We start from the raw sequence: 15,938 nt of genomic DNA, 5'->3' as shown, positions 1-15,938 counted from the left end.
ACTAGAAGTCCATGTCGGGCATGCCGCCGGGCATGCCGCCGTTCTCCTCGGGCTTGTCGGCTACCACGGCCTCGGTGGTCAAGAACAGCCCGGCGATGGAGCCGGCGTTCTGGAGCGCCGAGCGGGTGACCTTGGCCGCATCGATGATGCCCGCGGTCAGCAGATCCTCGTACTCGCCGGTGGCCGCGTTCAGCCCGGCATTGCCCTCCAGGTTGCGGACCCTCTCCACGATCACGCCGCCCTCGAGGCCGGCGTTGACCGCTATCTGGGTCAGCGGGCCCTCCAGCGCCTTGGACACGATGCGGGCGCCGGTGGCCTCGTCGTCTGCGGCCAGCCCCGACGCGGCGGCGTCCACCGCCGCTTGGGCCCTGAGCAGGGTCACGCCCCCGCCCGCGACCACGCCCTCCTCGATGGCCGCCTTGGTAGTGCTGACCGCATCCTCGATGCGGTGCTTCTTCTCTTTCAGCTCCACCTCGGTGGCGGCGCCCACCTTGAGCACGGCCACGCCGCCCGACAGCTTGGCCAGACGCTCCTGGAGCTTCTCCCGGTCATAATCGGAGTCGGTGTTGTCAATCTCGCCCTTGATCTGGGAGATGCGGCCTTCCACATCGCTGCGGTCGCCAGCGCCCTCCACGATCGTGGTCTCGTCTTTGGTGATGACCACCTTGCGGGCCCGGCCCAGCAAGTCGAGCGTGGTGTTCTCCAGCTTCAGGCCCACCTCTTCGCTGATGACCTGGCCTGCGGTCAAGATGGCCATGTCCTGGAGCATGGCCTTGCGCCGATCGCCGAAACCCGGGGCCTTGACCGAGGTGGAGTTGAACGTGCCCCGGATCTTGTTGACCACCAGGGTGGCCAGCGCCTCGCCCTCCACATCCTCAGCGATGATCAAAAGCGGCTTGCCCGCCTGCATCACCTTCTCGAGCACCGGCACGATGTCGCGCACCGCGGTGATCTTGGAGCCCACGAACAGGATGTAGGGATCGTCCAGCACTGCTTCCATCCGCTCGGCATCGGTCACGAAGTAGGGGGAGATGTAGCCCTTGTCGAAGCGCATGCCCTCGGTGAAGTCCAGTTCCAGGCCGAAGGTCTGCGATTCCTCCACGGTGACCACGCCATCCTTGCCCACCTTGTCGATGGCCTCGGAGATCAGCTCGCCGATCTCGGCGTCGGCCGCTGAGATGGCGGCCACGTTGGCGATCTGGGACTTGTCGGAGGACACGTCCACCGACTGGGTTTGAATTGCCTCCACCGCGGCTTCCACCCCGGCTTCAATGCCCTTCTTGATGGACATGGGGTTGGCCCCGGCGGCCACGTTCCGCAGCCCCTCTCGCACCATCGACCAGGCCAGCACGGTGGCGGTGGTAGTGCCGTCGCCGGCCACGTCGTCGGTTTTCTTGGCCACCTCTTTGACCAGCTCGGCGCCGATCTTCTCGTAGGGGTCCTCCAGCTCGATCTCCTTGGCGATCGACACGCCGTCGTTGGTGATCGTGGGAGCGCCCCACTTCTTCTCCAGCACGACGTTGCGGCCCTTGGGGCCAAGCGTGACCCGCACGGCGTCGGCCAGCTGGTTCATTCCCGACTCCAGCGCGCGCCGGGCCTTCTCATCGAATGAGATGATCTTGGGCATCCTCGAACTCTCCCTTTTAGCACTCTCGGTATGAGACTGCTAAAGGTTACCGAGGAGTCTGCTAAACGCCAAACCCAAGTGACACGAAATCAGCCTCCGGCCACTGCGGGCACGATGGCCACCGTCTGGCCGTCGGGAACCGGGGTGGCCAACCCGTCGGCGAAGCGCACGTCGTCGTCGTCCACGAACACGTTGACGTACCGGTGCAGGCCCCCCGACTCGTCTATGAGGCGGTCCATGAAACCGGGGTGGACGGCATCCAGCGAGGTGATCACGTCTCGGACGTTGTCGCCCGCTACGGCAACCTCGCTGGCTCCTCCGGCCAGGGGACGAAGGGTGGTCGGTATCCGAACGATGACGCTCATGGGCCATGATGCTATTCGCATGGAGCGCGGGAGACGACTCATAGTCTGGGAGACGCGGTGACTGGTAAGCGGAGGTTCGCAGCCGGGGAGTTCACGGCCGCCGATCTCGTCGAGCGCAAGGGGTCGACGAGGGTTTCGGTGTGCCTGCCCGCCCGCAACGAGGAGGCCACCGTGGGGGCCATTGCCAAGGTGGTCCGATCCGAGCTCATGGACGAGCTGGGCCTGGTGGACGAGCTGATCGTGATGGACGACCACTCCACCGATCGCACCGCCGAGGCCGCCGAGGCCGCCGGGGCCACGGTGGTGGCTTGCTCTGATGTTCTGGCCCACCTGGGCAACCAGCCCGGCAAGGGGGAAGCGCTGTGGAAGTCGTTGTTCGCCTCCACCGGGGATCTCGTTGTGTGGTGCGACAGCGATATCGCCAACTTCGGCCCCCACTTCATTTTCGGCTTGCTGGGCCCGCTGCTGGTCGACGACTCCATCGGCTACTGCAAGGGCTACTACCACCGACCGGTGGGCGCCGATCAGCGGGGCGGAGGGCGCACAACCGAGCTGGTGGCCCGCCCGCTCATCGCCCTGTTGTTCCCCGAGCTGGGCGAGATCGTCCAGCCCCTGGCCGGGGAATACGCCGGACGGCGGGAGGTTCTGGAGCGGGTGCCTTTCGTCCAGGGATACGGGGTGGAGATGGGACTGCTCATAGATGTGTGCCGTCTGGCGGGCTACAGCACCATCGCCCAGGTGGACTTGGGCACCCGAGTCCACCGCCACCGCCCACTACACGAGCTGTCATCACAGGCGACCGAGGTCATGCAGGTGGCCCTGCACCGAGCCGACCGCACCCTGGTGAACACTGCCATCATGCTGCACCGCCCCGGTTTCGGCGATACCGAGATAACCATGCAGGAGCGCCCACCCCTGATCGAGGTGCCCGGATACTTCCGGCAGGCCTGCTGACTGTGCGCTCTTCATCGAAGTCGCGACCCTGGATGAAGACTTCAGCCCGGATACTTCCGGCAGGCCTGCTGGCTGTGCGGCCCGGCTACGAGCCCAAATAGTCCAGCACCGCTTGGCCGACCAACCGGGCGGTTTCGGCCATGGCCGGCCCGGCGCCGTAGCGGTCGCTCAGGCTGATCAGCTTCCCGCCGGCAGGAGCGGCGGCGCCGTCCACCCGCCCCACCACGGTCAGCACCGGCACCCCGGCGGCCGCCGCCATCTCGCCCACGCCCCCCACCACCTTCCCCTGGAGCGAGGTGGCGTCGAGGGCCCCCTCCCCCGTGACCACCAAATCGGCCCCCTCTATACGGCCGTAAAGGTCCGCTTCCTCGGCCAGCAGCTCGAAACCGTTGCACAGCTCAGCACCCGCGCACGCCAGACCGCCGGCCAGGCCGCCGGCCGCACCGGAGCCCTCGATGTCGTCGACCATCACGCCATACGTATCGGCGTACACCTGGCTGAGCCGCTCCAGGCGCCGGCGCAGCAACTCCACCTGAGTCGGACCGGCCCCCTTCTGGGGCCCGAACACCGCAGCGGCGTCGATGAACCTGGTCTTCACGTCGCAGGCCACGGCCAGCTCCACCCCTTTGAGGCGGTGCGTGGGGTACAGCGCCCGCAGAGCGCCCAGCCCTCCGTCGGTGGTGGCCGAGCCCCCCACCCCCACCAGCACCCGCCGGGCGCCGCGCTCGACAGCAGCCTCGATCAGCTCACCGGTTCCGTAGGTGGTGGCCCCTAGAGGGTCGTTGGCCTCAGCCCCGCCCGCCAGTGCCAGACCCGAGGCCCGGGCCATCTCAACCACCGCTGTTTGGCGGTGTAGCCGCCACTGGGCTTCTACCGGGTCGCCCAAGGGACCGGTCACGATGGTGGCCCGGTTGGCCCCTCCCACCACCTCCAGCGTGCCCTCTCCCCCGTCGGCCATGGGAACCGCATCGGCGGTGGCCCCGGCTTTTCCGGCGGCCAGAACTATCGCATCGGCGATCTGGACAGCCGTGGCTGTGCCCCGGAACTTGTCGGGGGCGGCAACGACGTGCATGAGAGCTCAGCCATTTGGCGGTTGGCCGTAGAGAACCGCGGTTCGCAAATCGGCCACGGCCACCAGGCTGTCAACCGGGGCGCTGGGCGAGGCTGTCGGGTCCGATCAGAATCAGGACGTAGGCGTTGCCCAGCGTCTCCAGGGTGACGCCGCCGGGGGGAGGGTCGGACATCGGGAAGAACGGCCCGGCACCCACTCCCAACTGGCTGGCCACGCACTGGGCATCAACTTCGTACCCGGCCCGGAAGTAGAAGGCCGAACTCGTCTGGGCGCCGGCATTCACCGGCGGCAGCGTTACGTAGTTCGCGGCGTTCAGCTCAGCCGCGAGCCGACCAGCCGCTCCGGTCACATCGGTACCGTTGGCCACCAGCACGCCGATGGTGGACGGATCACGGCACTCGGGCGGCTCCCCTGGGTCGGAGGCAGGCGGCTGGGTCTCATCCGCTGCCGGGTCGGAGGCAGGCGGCTGGGTCTCATCCGTTGCCGGGGCCGGGGTGGCCGTTGCGGTATCGCCGCCTGACGGGGTTTCGGCCGAATCAGAGGTCGGCTCAGCCTCGGCCGTCGGCTCGGCGGTGGCCTCGGCGGCAACCGGAGCGGGACCGTCGTCGTCGAGGCCGCGGGCCAGCACAAAAGCTGCGGCCGCAATCAGGGCGAGGACCAGCACCACCCCCCTGAGGGCCATCTGGTTGTTTGGTGTTTGGTTCGACTCCATAGTGCCTCTGGCTCCGGACTGCTATCGAGACGGCTGTCGGCCGACCGAGGTCTGGCCGAATTTGGATCGTCTGCGGCGATCGCGAACCCGCCGCAGGCGCCGTACAACCATTGGGTCGTACTCCATGGCATCCGTCTCTTCCAATAGTTCGTTCAACAGCTGATAATACCGGGTGGTGGAAAGCTCGAAGCGCGCGCGGATGGCGGCCTCCTTCGACCCGGTCTCCTGCCACCAGGTGCGCTCAAAATCCAAGATCGCCCGATCTCGCTTCGTGAGGGCCATTCCAACAAGCGTTGCCCACCACTAGGCGGTATTCAAGCACCCTCCCCAAACAGCAGCCCTTATGCTCTTGAGCAGGGGTGTGAGCAGCCCCTCAATCCAACGCCCGAGTAGCTCAGTCGGTAGAGCAGCTGTCTTGTAAACAGCCGGTCGCAGGTTCGATTCCTGTCTCGGGCTCTGATTTCGCATTTACTCTGCCACCACACGGAAAGGAGTCGCTGTGACCGACGAGCCAGCCTGGTCAATGGGGATTGAGGAGGAGTACCTCCTTGTGGAGCGCGAGAGCGGAGCCCTCATCACCGAACAGCCGCCCGGGATTCTGGAGACGGTGGCCGGCCTGCACCATGGTCTTGTGGCCCGAGAGCTGTTCACCTCGCAACTCGAGATCGGCACTGGGATCTGCACCGACTTCAAGCATCTGCGGGCCGACATCGGGCTGCTGCGCCTCGCGGTCACCGAGGCCTCCGCAGAATATGGTCTTGCGCCGATAGCGGCCTCCTCTCACCCATTCGCCCGCCCGCACCAGCTGAAAGTGACTGAAGGGGAGCGCTACCAGGCCCTGGCTGAGGACCTCCAAGGCGTGTCCCGGGGGCTGGTCATCTCCGGCCTGCACGTCCACGTCGGCATTGAGGATCCAGATCTCCGGATCGACCTGATGAACCAAGTCGCCTACTTCCTGCCCCATTTGCTGGCCCTTTCCACCTCATCGCCGTTCTGGGAGGGACGCGACACCGGCCTCAAGAGCTATCGCATGGCGATGTTCCGGTCGCTGCCCCGCACCGGGCTGCCGGAGAGGTTCGACTCGTGGTCGGATTACCGGCGCCATGTGGACGTGCTGGTGCGGGCCGGGGTCATCGAGGACTCCACCAAAGTGTGGTGGGACATCCGCCCGTCGGAGCGCTATCCCACCCTGGAGATGCGGGTCACCGACCTGCCCACCAGAATGGAGGACACCGTTGCCGTCGCCGCCCTGTACGTCTGTTTGCTGCGGATGCTGTGGAGGCTCAAGATGGAGAATCGCCGGTGGCGCAGCTATGCCAACTTCTTGGTGTCGGAGAACCTGTGGCGGGCCGAGCGATACGGGATCAACGACCGCCTCATCGACTTCGGCAAGGGCGAGATGGTGCCGCTGCCCGACCTGGTGGACGAGATCATCGAGACGGTCCGACCCGACGCCGAAGCCCTCGACTGCGTGTCAGAGGTTGAGCATGCCCGCACCATCTGCCAACGGGGAACCTCCGCCGACCGCCAACTGGCGGTGTACCACGGGGCGCTCAAAGAAGGCGCCACCGACGAAGAGGCCCTCCATGCCGTAGTGCAAACCCTGATCGCCGACACCCTCGCCCCACCCCCGGCTTAATCGTGATGGCCAGGGGGCTATCTCGGGCGTACGCAGCCAATCCCTGAGCACCACGGCTACATGGCATGAGAAGAAAACGCCATCAAGAATATCGGCTTGCCGCTGGCCAGCGGCTTTGAAGCAACCAATGGTGGCGCCGATGAGCGAACCCAAACGTCTGATCTCCAGGAAGGTGGTAACCAATGGAGTTTAAGGGCTCTTCGCGTTGAAGCGGGGACTGGGGTGTTTGTGGGGGTCCGCCACTGGGTAGGGGGCCTCATGAATTAGGAAATCCAACGCCCCCTCATCCGAATCGGCTTGGATCTGCTTATCCCACTTCTCCCAGTCCAATTCGCTGACCCACTCCCTCAACTGCGCAAACTCGACTTCGGGAAGAACAAGTATCGCCCGCTGAATCTCAATGATTGCCGACATTGCATCATCGCTTCGGGATTCCGTGCGCCTGGTCTTGCTCATCGTCACCTTGATGCTCCTTTGCCTTTCAAGACCAACAGGTCATGATCTGGGAAGGGAGCCCTTTGAAGCCAACTCCGACTGCAGTCCAACCCTAACGGTAGCCGTATCCAGTCACAACCAAGGACGGGATGCCAGGTCCTGCTGAATATCAGCTCTCAGCCTTCGGCACGCTGGCGGTGGCGGGCGATTTCGAAGCAGCCGATAGCGGTGGCGGCGGCGGCGTTGAGCGAGCTGAGACTGCCTGACAGGGGGATGGTGGCCACCACGTCGCAGCGCTGGCGGGCCAGGCGGGAGAGGCCGCGGCCCTCGCTGCCCACCACCAGGGCCACTGCGTCGGCGGCCACGCTCATGTCATACACCGATGTCGGCGCGGCCACGTCGAGCCCTACCGACCACACCCCCAACTCGGCCAGGCGGGCCAGGGCGTTGGGGATGCCCGGCACCAAGGCCATGGGCACGTGCTCCACCGCTCCGGCGGCGGCTTTGGCCGCGGCGGGGGTGATGTGGGCGGCGCGGTGCTTTCCCAGCACTGCGCCGGTGACCCCGGCGCATTCTGCGGTTCGCAAGGCCGCCCCGACGTTGCCCGGATCGGTGATCCCGTCGAGTACCAAAAGGAATGGGGACCGGCCATCGGAGGGGCGGGCCAGCTCTTCCAAATCGTGCTCCCTCAGAGGCGCGGCCCGAGCCATCACGCCCTGAGGGGCCTCGGTGACGGCCATCGACTCGAACTTGGCTTTAGCCACCTCTTTCAACGGCACCCGAAGCTCGGCGGCCAGCTCCACGATCTGGGCCAACATCCCGGCTTGGTTCTGACCGGCGGCGACCACCACCTCATGGGTGGGGCGAACTCCGGCCAAGAGCAGCTCCCGCACCGCTTGGCGGCCCTCCACCCGGTCGCCACCGAGGCCAGCAGGACGACGGCGGCGCTCTTGGCGGTCGCCGGGTTGACGACCCTTGCCTTTGGTTCCACCCTGGCCTCGGTTCCCGGCCCCTCCCCGCCTCTGGTTACCGCCCCTGCCCCGATCCTCCCCTCGCCCCCGGTTCGGGCCCCGCGAGCTCATGGGCGCCCGATCAGCGCCACCGACCAGCAGGCTAGGCCCTCGCTGCGGCCCAGCGCCCCCATGGCCTCAGCCCGCTTGCCCTTTATCGTGACTGGGGCGCCGACAACGTCGCTGAGGCGCGCCTCCATCTCTTCACGACGGGGGGCGATGCGGGGCGCCTCAGCCACCACCGTGCAGTCGGCATTCACCGCCCGCCAGCCCTCCGTAGCCAACCGGGACACCGCGTCGGCCAGCAACTGGAGGCTGTCGGCACCGGCCCAGGCGTCGTCGGTGTCGGGAAAAAGCACCCCGATGTCGCCCAAGCCCGCCGCGCTCAACAAGGCGTCGGTCACTGCATGGGCCACCGCATCGCCGTCGCTGTGGCCGACAAGACCAGGTACGCCGTCAAACCGGGCCCCGCCCAGGATCAAGGGCCGCTCGGGGTCGTCGCTGAACCGGTGGGTGTCGAATCCGTGTCCTACTCGAAACTCGCCGTTCATGTCGCCAACCATGCCTCGGCGGCGGCCAGGTCGTCGGGGCGGGTGATCTTGATGTTGCGAGAGTGGCCCTCCACCGCAACGACGGCATGGCCAGCCGCCTCCACCAAGCCGGCATCGTCGGTGGCGTCGCCGGCGCGGGCGTGGGCCTCCCGCAGCAGTTCTCCTCGGAATGCCTGCGGGGTCTGCACAGCTAGCAGCGTGCTGCGATCCACCACTCCCCCGTCCACTCTGCGGATGGTATCGGTCACCGGCACCACCGGCACGGCCCCTGCGGCACCTGACTGCACCTCGTTGATGACCCTCCCATAGACGTCGGCGCCGGCCAGGGGGCGGGCGGCGTCGTGGACGCAGATTATGGCCGCGTCCAAGGGCACCGCGGCCAGCCCGTTGCGGACCGAGGCGGCCCGGCTCGGCCCTCCGGCCACCACCGCGGCTGCGCTCAGCTTCGCCGCCTCGGAACTCACATCGGGGGCAGGAACCACCACCACCACCCCATCGCTCACCTGGGCGGCCACCGCCACGCTGCGGTCCACCACCCGGCAGCCGGCCAGTTCCAGATACTGCTTGGCGCCCCCGAAGCGGGTGCCTGAGCCCGCGGCCACGACCACCGTCCACACCGAGGGTCGCTCCGCCATAGCCGCCCGGTCTCTAGGCGCTCAGGAACTCGGCAGAGTTCTTCCAACCAGCCGAAGGGAGAATCATCTCGGTCTCTAGGCGCTCAGGAACTCGATGACCCGAGCCCAGGCGTCGGCTGCATCGTCGGGGCGATGGGCGGGGCGGGCGGGATCGTGGACAAAACCGTGGTCGGCCCCCTCATACGACACGATCTGCGCCCCGGCCGCCTCCAGGGCGGCCACATCATCGGGCGGGGTAAACGGGTCTTCGGCCCCGATGATGGCCAGGAGCGGGCTCGGGTCGCCTTGGGCCAACAGATCCAGCGGCTCGCCCTGGCCGGGTCCCCGCCAGTGTTCGGGCAGGCGAATCATCCCGTAAAACGCAGCCGCCCGATGGAACCGCCCGGTGGCCGATGCCTTGATGGTGTACATGCCACCCATGCAGAAGCCGGTGATCACAACCGTTTCGCACTCGGTGGCATCGGCGGCGGCCAAGACGTCGGCCAACACCTGCCCGTCGGCCAACTCGCAAACCGCGGCCATCCGCTCTTCGGCGGCCAAGTGCTCTCGACCGGCAAAAACCTGGGGAGCGCACACCGTCCAGCCCTGCTCAGCGGCAAGGCGGGCTGCGTGGTCGTCGAACAGGGGCCGCAACCCCATGAGATCGGGGATCAGCACCAGCCCCCGGCCGGCACCGGCGACTCGGACCAGCTCAGCCGGCGTACCCGTCGACAACTCGATTCTCATGGCTCTTGTCTAGCCCATCGGCAGTGCGCGACGGGAGCAGAGATGGGAGCATAGACCCATGGCCCATCCGCACTTGGAGCTGACTGCCCGGCCGAGGCGAAATCGCCGCACCCCGGCCATCCGGGACATGGTGCGCGAGACCGAGTTGAGCCCCTCCCATCTCGTGCTGCCCATGTTCGTACACGAGGGCGCCGACGAGCCCATCGACTCGATGCCCGACACAACCCGGTGGAGCATCGACGGCCTGGTCGGCGAGGTGGGGCGGGCTGCCGATCTCGGAGTTCAAGCCGTGGTGCTGTTCGAAGCCGCCCCCGATGAGCTCAAGACCCCCACCGGCGACGAGGCCTGGAACCCCGACGGGCTCATCCCCCAGACCATCGGGGCCATCAAGGACGCCCATCCCAACACGGTGGTGATGACCGATGTGGCCCTCGACCCCTACAACAGCGACGGCCACGACGGCATCGTGGCCCCCGACGGCACCATCGTGAACGATGAGACCGTGGAGGTTCTTTGCCGTCAGGCCCTGACCCACGCCGACGCCGGGGCCGACATCGTGGCCCCCAGCGACATGATGGACGGCCGGGTGGGGGCCATACGGGAGATGCTCGACCACCACGGGCATGCCGAGGTGGGCATCTGCGCCTACACCGCCAAGTACGCGTCGGCATTCTTCGGGCCGTTCCGGGGAGCACTCGACTCGGCCCCCCGCTCCGGCGACAAGAAGACCTACCAGATGGACCCGGCCAACAGCCGCGAGGCCCTCAGGGAGTTGGAGCTAGACATCGCCGAGGGCGCCGACATGGTCATGGTCAAGCCGGCTGGTCCCTACCTGGACGTGGTGAGGCGGTTCGCCGACGCCTCGGTGGTGCCGGTGGCCGCGTACCAGGTGAGCGGCGAGTACCTGATGATCAAGGCGGCTGCGGCATCGGGCTGGCTGGACGAGCGAGCCATCGTGGCCGAGACGCTCACCGGCATCCGTCGAGCCGGCGCCGACATCATCTTGACCTACTTCGCCGTGCCCGCCGCCCGACTACTCGCCTAGCGAAGCCGCCCGGAACCGGATTCAGGCGCGGGGACGGCGCCGGAAGAAGTCTGAGAAGCTGGTCACCACCGCGTGGCTGGGGGCCTCTTCTTCCTGGGGCCGGGAATCGGCCAGCAACGCGGTGGACATCCCCAGGGCATGGGCGGCGTCGAGATGCCCGGACCTCACATCCACCAGCAGCGCATTCTCGTAGGAAACCGCCGTCGTCCGGCGCAGGGCTTCGTAGATGCCGGGAGCGGGCATGCACACCCCCACCTCGCTGCTCACAATCCAGGTGTCCACACCGGTGATCTGGAGCCGATCTCGCAATGCAGACGACCACGAGGCGATGTCGTTGGTGATACAGGCCACCGGCAGCTCTCGGCGGGCCATCTCGGCTACGAAGTCCCGGGCCCCGGACCGCACGGTGTACTGGTCCAAATACTGCTCGGAGAGCTCGGTGGGGTCGTCGTTCAATCCGAGCCCGACCCAAAGCTCAGCGGGGGTGACACGACCGAGCACTGCCTGGTTATAGAGCTGCTCCACGCTCTCGTCATCCACTTCCGAGCCGCGTTCGGCGGCAAAAGAGGCCAGCAGGCGGGAGGGTTCGTCGGGCGGCTCGAACAGCACCCCGAGCGGGTTCAAGACCACCAGTCGCAGCCGGCGAGCCGGGGGCTGGGCCGCGGCTGAGCTGGTGGATCGAACCACGGGCTCCTGCGCCACGGTCGGATCTGTGCTGCGGCGCCGGTTCCGGCGCTCCAGCAGATAGCCGGCTACGGCAATCAGCACCGACAGGCCCAGCAGGGCGAATGCGGCCCAGGCCACCCATCGAAGGGTCAGCGCGGTGCCGCTCTCCTCTTGGGCGGTCATCTCAATGCCCACCGCCCCCTGCCCCAGTTCCAAGGTCTCCTCTTGTTCGGCGCCCACGGGCAGATCCAAGACCAAACGCACAGCTACCCCCGCCTGCGCGGCGGCCAGATCGGGGATCGGCTGGCCAAGGGGCTCACCGCCGAGCCGCTCGGTGAGCTGCGGATCGGTGAACAGATCCATACCCTTTGACAAATCGACCACCCCGGTCACCCGATAGTCGGTTTGCGCAAAGGAGGTGGCGCGCTCGAACGTGAAATCCCTGAACACATCGTCGGCGCCGAAAATCTCGGCCAGCACCGACTCGAGCTGCTCGGGCGATCCGAACGGCTTGGATGCCGAGAAGCTGGTGCGGCCCTCCTCGTCGATTCGGGGGTCGTTGTACGACCAGCCCGAGGCGGGATCCTCAATGTCGTCGATCAACAGCAAGGAGGTGATGTCGGGGGCCAGCGCAACTGCCTCCTCGTCGAGCGCCACATCCACCGTGACCAGCCCGGAGCCGTCTTCGTTGAAGCCGATGCCGACCTCGATATCGACCTGGCAGGCGGCCAGCCCCAATACCAGCACGAAAAGGAGCGCGCCCCCTCGGGCTGCTGAGCACACGCTAGCCCGTCGCCTCGCGGCCCCCCTGCGAACCACTGCGGGCATTCGACTAGGCGCCGGCCAACTCTTCCACCGGGGGCGGTTCGAAGCCCTCGACCGCCCGAAAGCCGATCCGCTCAGAGCCGGGCTCGTCGGGATCGTCCTCGGCATCCACCAGAATGGTCTCGCCCGCCCGGAACTCCTTCCACAAAAGCCGCTCCGACAGTGGATCCTCCACCAGGCGCTGGATGGCCCGGCGCAGCGGGCGAGCCCCCAGCGTCGGGTCGTAGCCCCGCAAGGCCAGCAGCACTTTGGCCTCCTGGGTGAGCTCCAAGCCGATGCCCTGGGCCTCGAGCTGGTTCTGGAGCCGCTTGATCATCAAGTCCACGATCTGGGTCACCTCTGCGCGGGTCAGCTCGTGGAACACGATGACCTCGTCGATGCGGTTCAGGAATTCGGGCCGGAAATGGTCCTTGAGCGCCTCGGTGACCTTCTCCTTCATACGCTCATAGGTGATGGCCTCACCGGTCTTGGCGAATCCCAGGTTGGCTTTGCGCAGATTCTGGGTGCCCAGGTTGGAGGTCATGATCAGCACGGTGTTGCGGAAGTCCACCGACCGGCCCTGGCTGTCGGTCAGGCGACCTTCCTCCAGAATTTGCAGGAGGGTGTTGAACACATCGGGGTGGGCCTTCTCGATCTCGTCGAACAAGACCACTGAGAACGGCTTGCGGCGAACCGCCTCGGTGAGCTGCCCGCCTTCCTCGTAGCCAACGTAGCCGGGCGGTGAGCCCACCAGCCGGCTGACTGTGTGCTTCTCCATGTACTCCGACATGTCCAGGGCAATGAGGGCCTGCTCGTCGCCGAACAGGAACTCGGCCAGTGTCTTGGCCAGCTCGGTCTTGCCCACGCCTGAGGGGCCCAGGAAGATGAACGACCCGCTGGGCCGCTTGGGATCTTTGAGGCCGGCCCGGGTGCGGCGAATGGCCTGCGACACCGCCTTGATGGAGTCCTCCTGGCCGACGACCCGCTTGTGCAGCTCGTCCTCCATCCGCAGGAGCTTGGCCGTCTCCTCCTCAGTGAGCTTGTAGACGGGGATTCCAGTCCAGATGGACAGCACCTCGGCCACCGCCTCCTCGTCCACCTCGTCGAACAGGTCGACGCCCTTGGCCCGGATCTCCTCCTCCATCTTCTCTTTGCCGGCTAGCAGCTCCTTCTCCTGGTCCCGCAGCCGTCCGGCCTCTTCGAAGTCCTGTTGCTCCACCGCGCCCTTCTTCTGGGCCACCACCTGGGAGAGCTGGCTCTCGAAGTCCTTGTAGTCATTCGGGGTGTCCATGCGCTTGATGCGCAGGCGGGAACCCGCCTCGTCGATGAGGTCGATGGCCTTGTCGGGCAGGTGGCGGTCGGAGATGTAGCGATCGGCCAGGTTGGCCGAAGCCACCAGAGCCTGGTCGGTGATGGTGACCCGGTGGTGGGCCTCGTAGCGGTCTCTCAGCCCTTTCAAGATCTCGATGGTGTGGGCAATGGTGGGCTCATCCACCTTGACCGGCTGGAATCGGCGCTCCAAGGCGGAGTCCTTCTCCAGGTGTTTGCGGTACTCGTCGAGGGTGGTGGCGCCGATTGTCTGGAGCTCCCCCCGGGCCAGCATGGGCTTGAGGATGGAAGCGGCGTCGATAGCGCCCTCGGCCGCGCCCGCGCCCACCAGGGTGTGCAGCTCGTCGATGAACAAGATGATGTCGCCCCGGGTCTTGATCTCCTTGAGCACTTTTTTCAGGCGCTCCTCAAAATCGCCCCGGTAGCGGGACCCGGCCACCAGCGCCCCCAGATCCAGGGTGTAGAGCTGTTTGTTGCGAATGGTCTCGGGAACGTCGTCGGCGGCGATCTTCTGGGCCAGGCCCTCCACGATGGCGGTCTTGCCCACTCCGGGCTCGCCCACCAGAACCGGGTTGTTCTTGGTGCGCCGGGAGAGCACCTGCATTACCCGCTCGGTCTCCCGCTGCCGGCCGATCACCGGGTCGAGCCCGCTGTCTCGGGCCAGTTTGGTGAGGTTGCGGCCGAACTGGTCGAGCACCAGCGAGCCCGAGGCCCCGCCGTCACCGCTGCCGCCGGGAGAGGTGGTGGCCTTCTCCGAGGCGCCCGACCCCTGAGGGCCGCCATAGCCCGACAGGAGCTGGATGACCTGCTGGCGCACCCTCGACAGATCGGCGCCCAGCTTCACCAGCACCTGGGCGGCCACCCCCTCGCCCTCTCGGATCAGGCCGAGCAGGATGTGCTCGGTGCCGATGTAGTTGTGCCCGAGTTGGAGCGCCTCCCGAAGCGACAGCTCCAGCACCTTCTTGGCCCGGGGGGTGAACGGAATGTGGCCCGACGGAGACGACCCGCCCTGGCCGATGATCTCCTCCACCTGGTTGCGCACCGCCTCCAGGGAGATGCCCAGCGATTCCAAAGACTTGGCGGCCACCCCCTCGCCCTCGTGTATCAGGCCGAGCAGGATGTGCTCGGTGCCGATGTAGTTGTGGTGGAGCAGGCGCGCCTCCTCCTGGGCCAATACAACGACCCGGCGGGCCCGATCTGTAAATCTCTCGAACACGGCAGTCTCCCAATAGGGGCTTGTTCCGAAGTGTAACCCCCCTACCCCCCAATTTCGTCCCCGAAGCCCCAACCGATCCCCAACCCATCGCCGCCCAAGAGGCCGCGAATCGGGTTGAATGGGAGAAAATAGGGACCAGACCACTACGCTGGATGCGTGGTTCGCAGCCCCCTCGATCCGATTCCCACCATGGGGCGCGACCTGGAACGGCTGGAGCTGCGGCTGGAAGATTCGATCCACACCGAGCACCCGTTCCTCACCGAAGTAGCCGGTCATCTCATCCGGGCCGGGGGGAAGCGGGTGCGGCCGGGGTTCGTGATCGCATCGGCGTCCATAGCCCAGACTCGGCCAGCGCCGGTCGAAGACGATGTGCTCACCGGCGGTGTGGCCGTGGAGCTCGTTCATCTGGGCTCGCTGTACCACGACGATGTGATGGACGAGGCCCAAGTGCGGCGCAACGTGGCCAGCGTGAACGCCAAGTGGGGCAACCTGCGGGCCATTTTGGCCGGGGATTTCCTGCTGGCCCGGGCCTCGGAGCTGGCTGCCTCGCTGGGCACGGAGGTGGCCGGTCTTTTGGCCGCCACCATCGGGAGGCTGTGCGAGGGCCAGGTGCGAGAGTTGCAGGACACTGGCAACCCCGACCGCACCGAGACCTCCTACACCGCCTCCATCGAGGGCAAGACCGCCTCCTTGCTGGCCACCTCCTGTCGCATCGGCGGCCTGGTGGCCGGGCTGGACCGGCCCGTGGTGGACACCCTCACCGAGTTCGGCCGCTACTACGGACTGGCCTTCCAGGTGGTGGACGACATCTTGGACATCGTGGCCACCGACGAGCACTTGGGAAAGCCCTCGGGCAATGACCTGCACGAGGGGATCTACACGCTGCCGGTGATCCGGGCGCTGGGCACTGCCTACGGCCCCCAGCTCAGGGATCTGCTGGGCGGGACGGTGTCGGACGCAACCGTCCGCTCGGCCCTGCAACTGGTGCTGGCCAGCGGCGGGGTGCAGGAGGCTCTGGACGTGGCCCGCCGCTACTCCAAGCAGGCCTCGGCCAGCCTGGAGGCGCTGCCCCCCACCACGGCAGCCGCGGCCCTCGGTGTGGCCACCGCCCATCTGATCGACCGGGCCCGCATCCCCCTAGGGGACAGCTAG

At 66.9% G+C, this 15,938-nt stretch carries 16 protein-coding genes and 1 tRNA gene; 5 read left to right on the top strand and 12 right to left on the bottom strand.

All coding sequences use genetic code 11. The features are described 5' to 3' along the window. Position 1: 1 nt before the first annotated feature. Complete coding sequence (groL, locus tag ACOGXA_RS16990; RefSeq protein WP_419925033.1) at positions 2–1,627, bottom strand: chaperonin GroEL; 1,626 nt, start codon at positions 1,625–1,627, stop codon at positions 2–4. A gap of 89 nt (positions 1,628–1,716) precedes the next feature. After that, positions 1,717–1,992, bottom strand: coding sequence for a MoaD/ThiS family protein (locus ACOGXA_RS16985; RefSeq protein WP_419925032.1), 276 nt, complete (start codon positions 1,990–1,992; stop codon positions 1,717–1,719). Positions 1,993–2,049: 57 nt separating this feature from the next. Here ACOGXA_RS16985 and ACOGXA_RS16980 point away from each other — a divergent pair, with 57 nt between their 5' ends. Further along, complete coding sequence (locus ACOGXA_RS16980) at positions 2,050–2,946, top strand: glucosyl-3-phosphoglycerate synthase (protein WP_419925031.1); 897 nt, start codon at positions 2,050–2,052, stop codon at positions 2,944–2,946. Between the two features lie 85 nt (positions 2,947–3,031). Here ACOGXA_RS16980 and ACOGXA_RS16975 read toward each other — a convergent pair whose 3' ends face one another. The 3 genes from ACOGXA_RS16975 to ACOGXA_RS16965 all read right to left on the bottom strand — a co-directional run bounded on the left by ACOGXA_RS16975 (position 3,032) and on the right by ACOGXA_RS16965 (position 5,012). Then, positions 3,032–4,018, bottom strand: a complete 987-nt coding sequence (locus ACOGXA_RS16975; RefSeq protein WP_419925030.1) for a glycerate kinase — start codon at positions 4,016–4,018, stop codon at positions 3,032–3,034. 70 nt (positions 4,019–4,088) lie between these two features. Beyond that, positions 4,089–4,730, bottom strand: a complete 642-nt coding sequence (locus tag ACOGXA_RS16970; protein ID WP_419925029.1) for a LytR C-terminal domain-containing protein — start codon at positions 4,728–4,730, stop codon at positions 4,089–4,091. Positions 4,731–4,751: 21 nt separating this feature from the next. Then, a complete protein-coding gene (locus tag ACOGXA_RS16965) occupies positions 4,752–5,012 on the bottom strand; it encodes a DUF3263 domain-containing protein (RefSeq protein WP_419925028.1) in 261 nt (86 codons plus the stop codon). Positions 5,013–5,113: 101 nt separating this feature from the next. Between ACOGXA_RS16965 and ACOGXA_RS16960 the strand changes: the two genes are divergently transcribed. After that, positions 5,114–5,186: transfer RNA gene (locus tag ACOGXA_RS16960), tRNA-Thr, on the top strand. 43 nt (positions 5,187–5,229) lie between these two features. Further along, on the top strand, positions 5,230–6,369 hold the full coding sequence (locus ACOGXA_RS16955) for a carboxylate-amine ligase (RefSeq protein ID WP_419925027.1): 1,140 nt from the start codon (positions 5,230–5,232) through the stop codon (positions 6,367–6,369). A gap of 189 nt (positions 6,370–6,558) precedes the next feature. On the opposite strand, the gene ACOGXA_RS16950 is transcribed toward ACOGXA_RS16955, so the two are convergent. The 5 genes from ACOGXA_RS16950 to ACOGXA_RS16930 all read right to left on the bottom strand — a co-directional run bounded on the left by ACOGXA_RS16950 (position 6,559) and on the right by ACOGXA_RS16930 (position 9,726). Continuing rightward, a complete protein-coding gene (locus ACOGXA_RS16950) occupies positions 6,559–6,825 on the bottom strand; it encodes a hypothetical protein (protein WP_419927005.1) in 267 nt (88 codons plus the stop codon). Between the two features lie 155 nt (positions 6,826–6,980). Next, entirely contained in the window at positions 6,981–7,886 is a 906-nt protein-coding gene (rlmB, locus tag ACOGXA_RS16945; protein ID WP_419925026.1) for a 23S rRNA (guanosine(2251)-2'-O)-methyltransferase RlmB, read from the bottom strand. Next, a complete protein-coding gene (gene ispF / locus ACOGXA_RS16940; RefSeq protein WP_419925025.1) occupies positions 7,883–8,365 on the bottom strand; it encodes a 2-C-methyl-D-erythritol 2,4-cyclodiphosphate synthase in 483 nt (160 codons plus the stop codon). Before ispF ends, rlmB begins: the two co-directional genes overlap by 4 nt. Then, positions 8,362–9,000 carry a 2-C-methyl-D-erythritol 4-phosphate cytidylyltransferase gene (gene ispD, locus ACOGXA_RS16935; protein ID WP_419925024.1) on the bottom strand — a complete coding sequence of 213 codons (639 nt, stop codon included), beginning with the start codon at positions 8,998–9,000 and terminating at the stop codon, positions 8,362–8,364. The genes ispF and ispD overlap by 4 nt, the downstream gene beginning before the upstream one ends. A gap of 75 nt (positions 9,001–9,075) precedes the next feature. After that, positions 9,076–9,726, bottom strand: coding sequence for a dienelactone hydrolase family protein (locus ACOGXA_RS16930; protein WP_419925023.1), 651 nt, complete (start codon positions 9,724–9,726; stop codon positions 9,076–9,078). A 58-nt stretch (positions 9,727–9,784) separates the two neighbouring features. On the opposite strand from ACOGXA_RS16930, the gene hemB reads away from it, so the two are divergent. Beyond that, positions 9,785–10,771 carry a porphobilinogen synthase gene (gene hemB, locus ACOGXA_RS16925; protein WP_419925022.1) on the top strand — a complete coding sequence of 329 codons (987 nt, stop codon included), beginning with the start codon at positions 9,785–9,787 and terminating at the stop codon, positions 10,769–10,771. A gap of 21 nt (positions 10,772–10,792) precedes the next feature. On the opposite strand, the gene ACOGXA_RS16920 is transcribed toward hemB, so the two are convergent. After that, on the bottom strand, positions 10,793–12,184 hold the full coding sequence (locus tag ACOGXA_RS16920) for an HAD family hydrolase (RefSeq protein WP_419925021.1): 1,392 nt from the start codon (positions 12,182–12,184) through the stop codon (positions 10,793–10,795). Between the two features lie 85 nt (positions 12,185–12,269). Then, entirely contained in the window at positions 12,270–14,786 is a 2,517-nt protein-coding gene (locus ACOGXA_RS16915; protein WP_419925020.1) for an ATP-dependent Clp protease ATP-binding subunit, read from the bottom strand. A 156-nt stretch (positions 14,787–14,942) separates the two neighbouring features. On the opposite strand from ACOGXA_RS16915, the gene ACOGXA_RS16910 reads away from it, so the two are divergent. Continuing rightward, positions 14,943–15,938, top strand: a complete 996-nt coding sequence (locus tag ACOGXA_RS16910; RefSeq protein WP_419925019.1) for a polyprenyl synthetase family protein — start codon at positions 14,943–14,945, stop codon at positions 15,936–15,938.

It is taken from the genome of Candidatus Poriferisocius sp. (assembly GCF_965208475.1).
GTDB lineage: Bacteria > Actinomycetota > Acidimicrobiia > Acidimicrobiales > Bin134 > Poriferisocius.
This window is presented reverse-complemented; position numbering and strand designations above follow the sequence as displayed.

Coding starts and splice junctions, on each gene's coding strand:
- groL (WP_419925033.1), bottom strand. CDS start 1,627: ATGCCCAAGATCATCTCATTCGATGAGAAGGCCCGGCGCGCGCTGGAG.
- ACOGXA_RS16985 (WP_419925032.1), bottom strand. CDS start 1,992: ATGAGCGTCATCGTTCGGATACCGACCACCCTTCGTCCCCTGGCCGGA.
- ACOGXA_RS16975 (WP_419925030.1), bottom strand. CDS start 4,018: ATGCACGTCGTTGCCGCCCCCGACAAGTTCCGGGGCACAGCCACGGCT.
- ACOGXA_RS16970 (WP_419925029.1), bottom strand. CDS start 4,730: ATGGAGTCGAACCAAACACCAAACAACCAGATGGCCCTCAGGGGGGTG.
- ACOGXA_RS16965 (WP_419925028.1), bottom strand. CDS start 5,012: ATGGCCCTCACGAAGCGAGATCGGGCGATCTTGGATTTTGAGCGCACC.
- ACOGXA_RS16950 (WP_419927005.1), bottom strand. CDS start 6,825: ATGAGCAAGACCAGGCGCACGGAATCCCGAAGCGATGATGCAATGTCG.
- rlmB (WP_419925026.1), bottom strand. CDS start 7,886: ATGAGCTCGCGGGGCCCGAACCGGGGGCGAGGGGAGGATCGGGGCAGG.
- ispF (WP_419925025.1), bottom strand. CDS start 8,365: ATGAACGGCGAGTTTCGAGTAGGACACGGATTCGACACCCACCGGTTC.
- ispD (WP_419925024.1), bottom strand. CDS start 9,000: ATGGCGGAGCGACCCTCGGTGTGGACGGTGGTCGTGGCCGCGGGCTCA.
- ACOGXA_RS16930 (WP_419925023.1), bottom strand. CDS start 9,726: ATGAGAATCGAGTTGTCGACGGGTACGCCGGCTGAGCTGGTCCGAGTC.
- hemB (WP_419925022.1), top strand. CDS start 9,785: ATGGCCCATCCGCACTTGGAGCTGACTGCCCGGCCGAGGCGAAATCGC.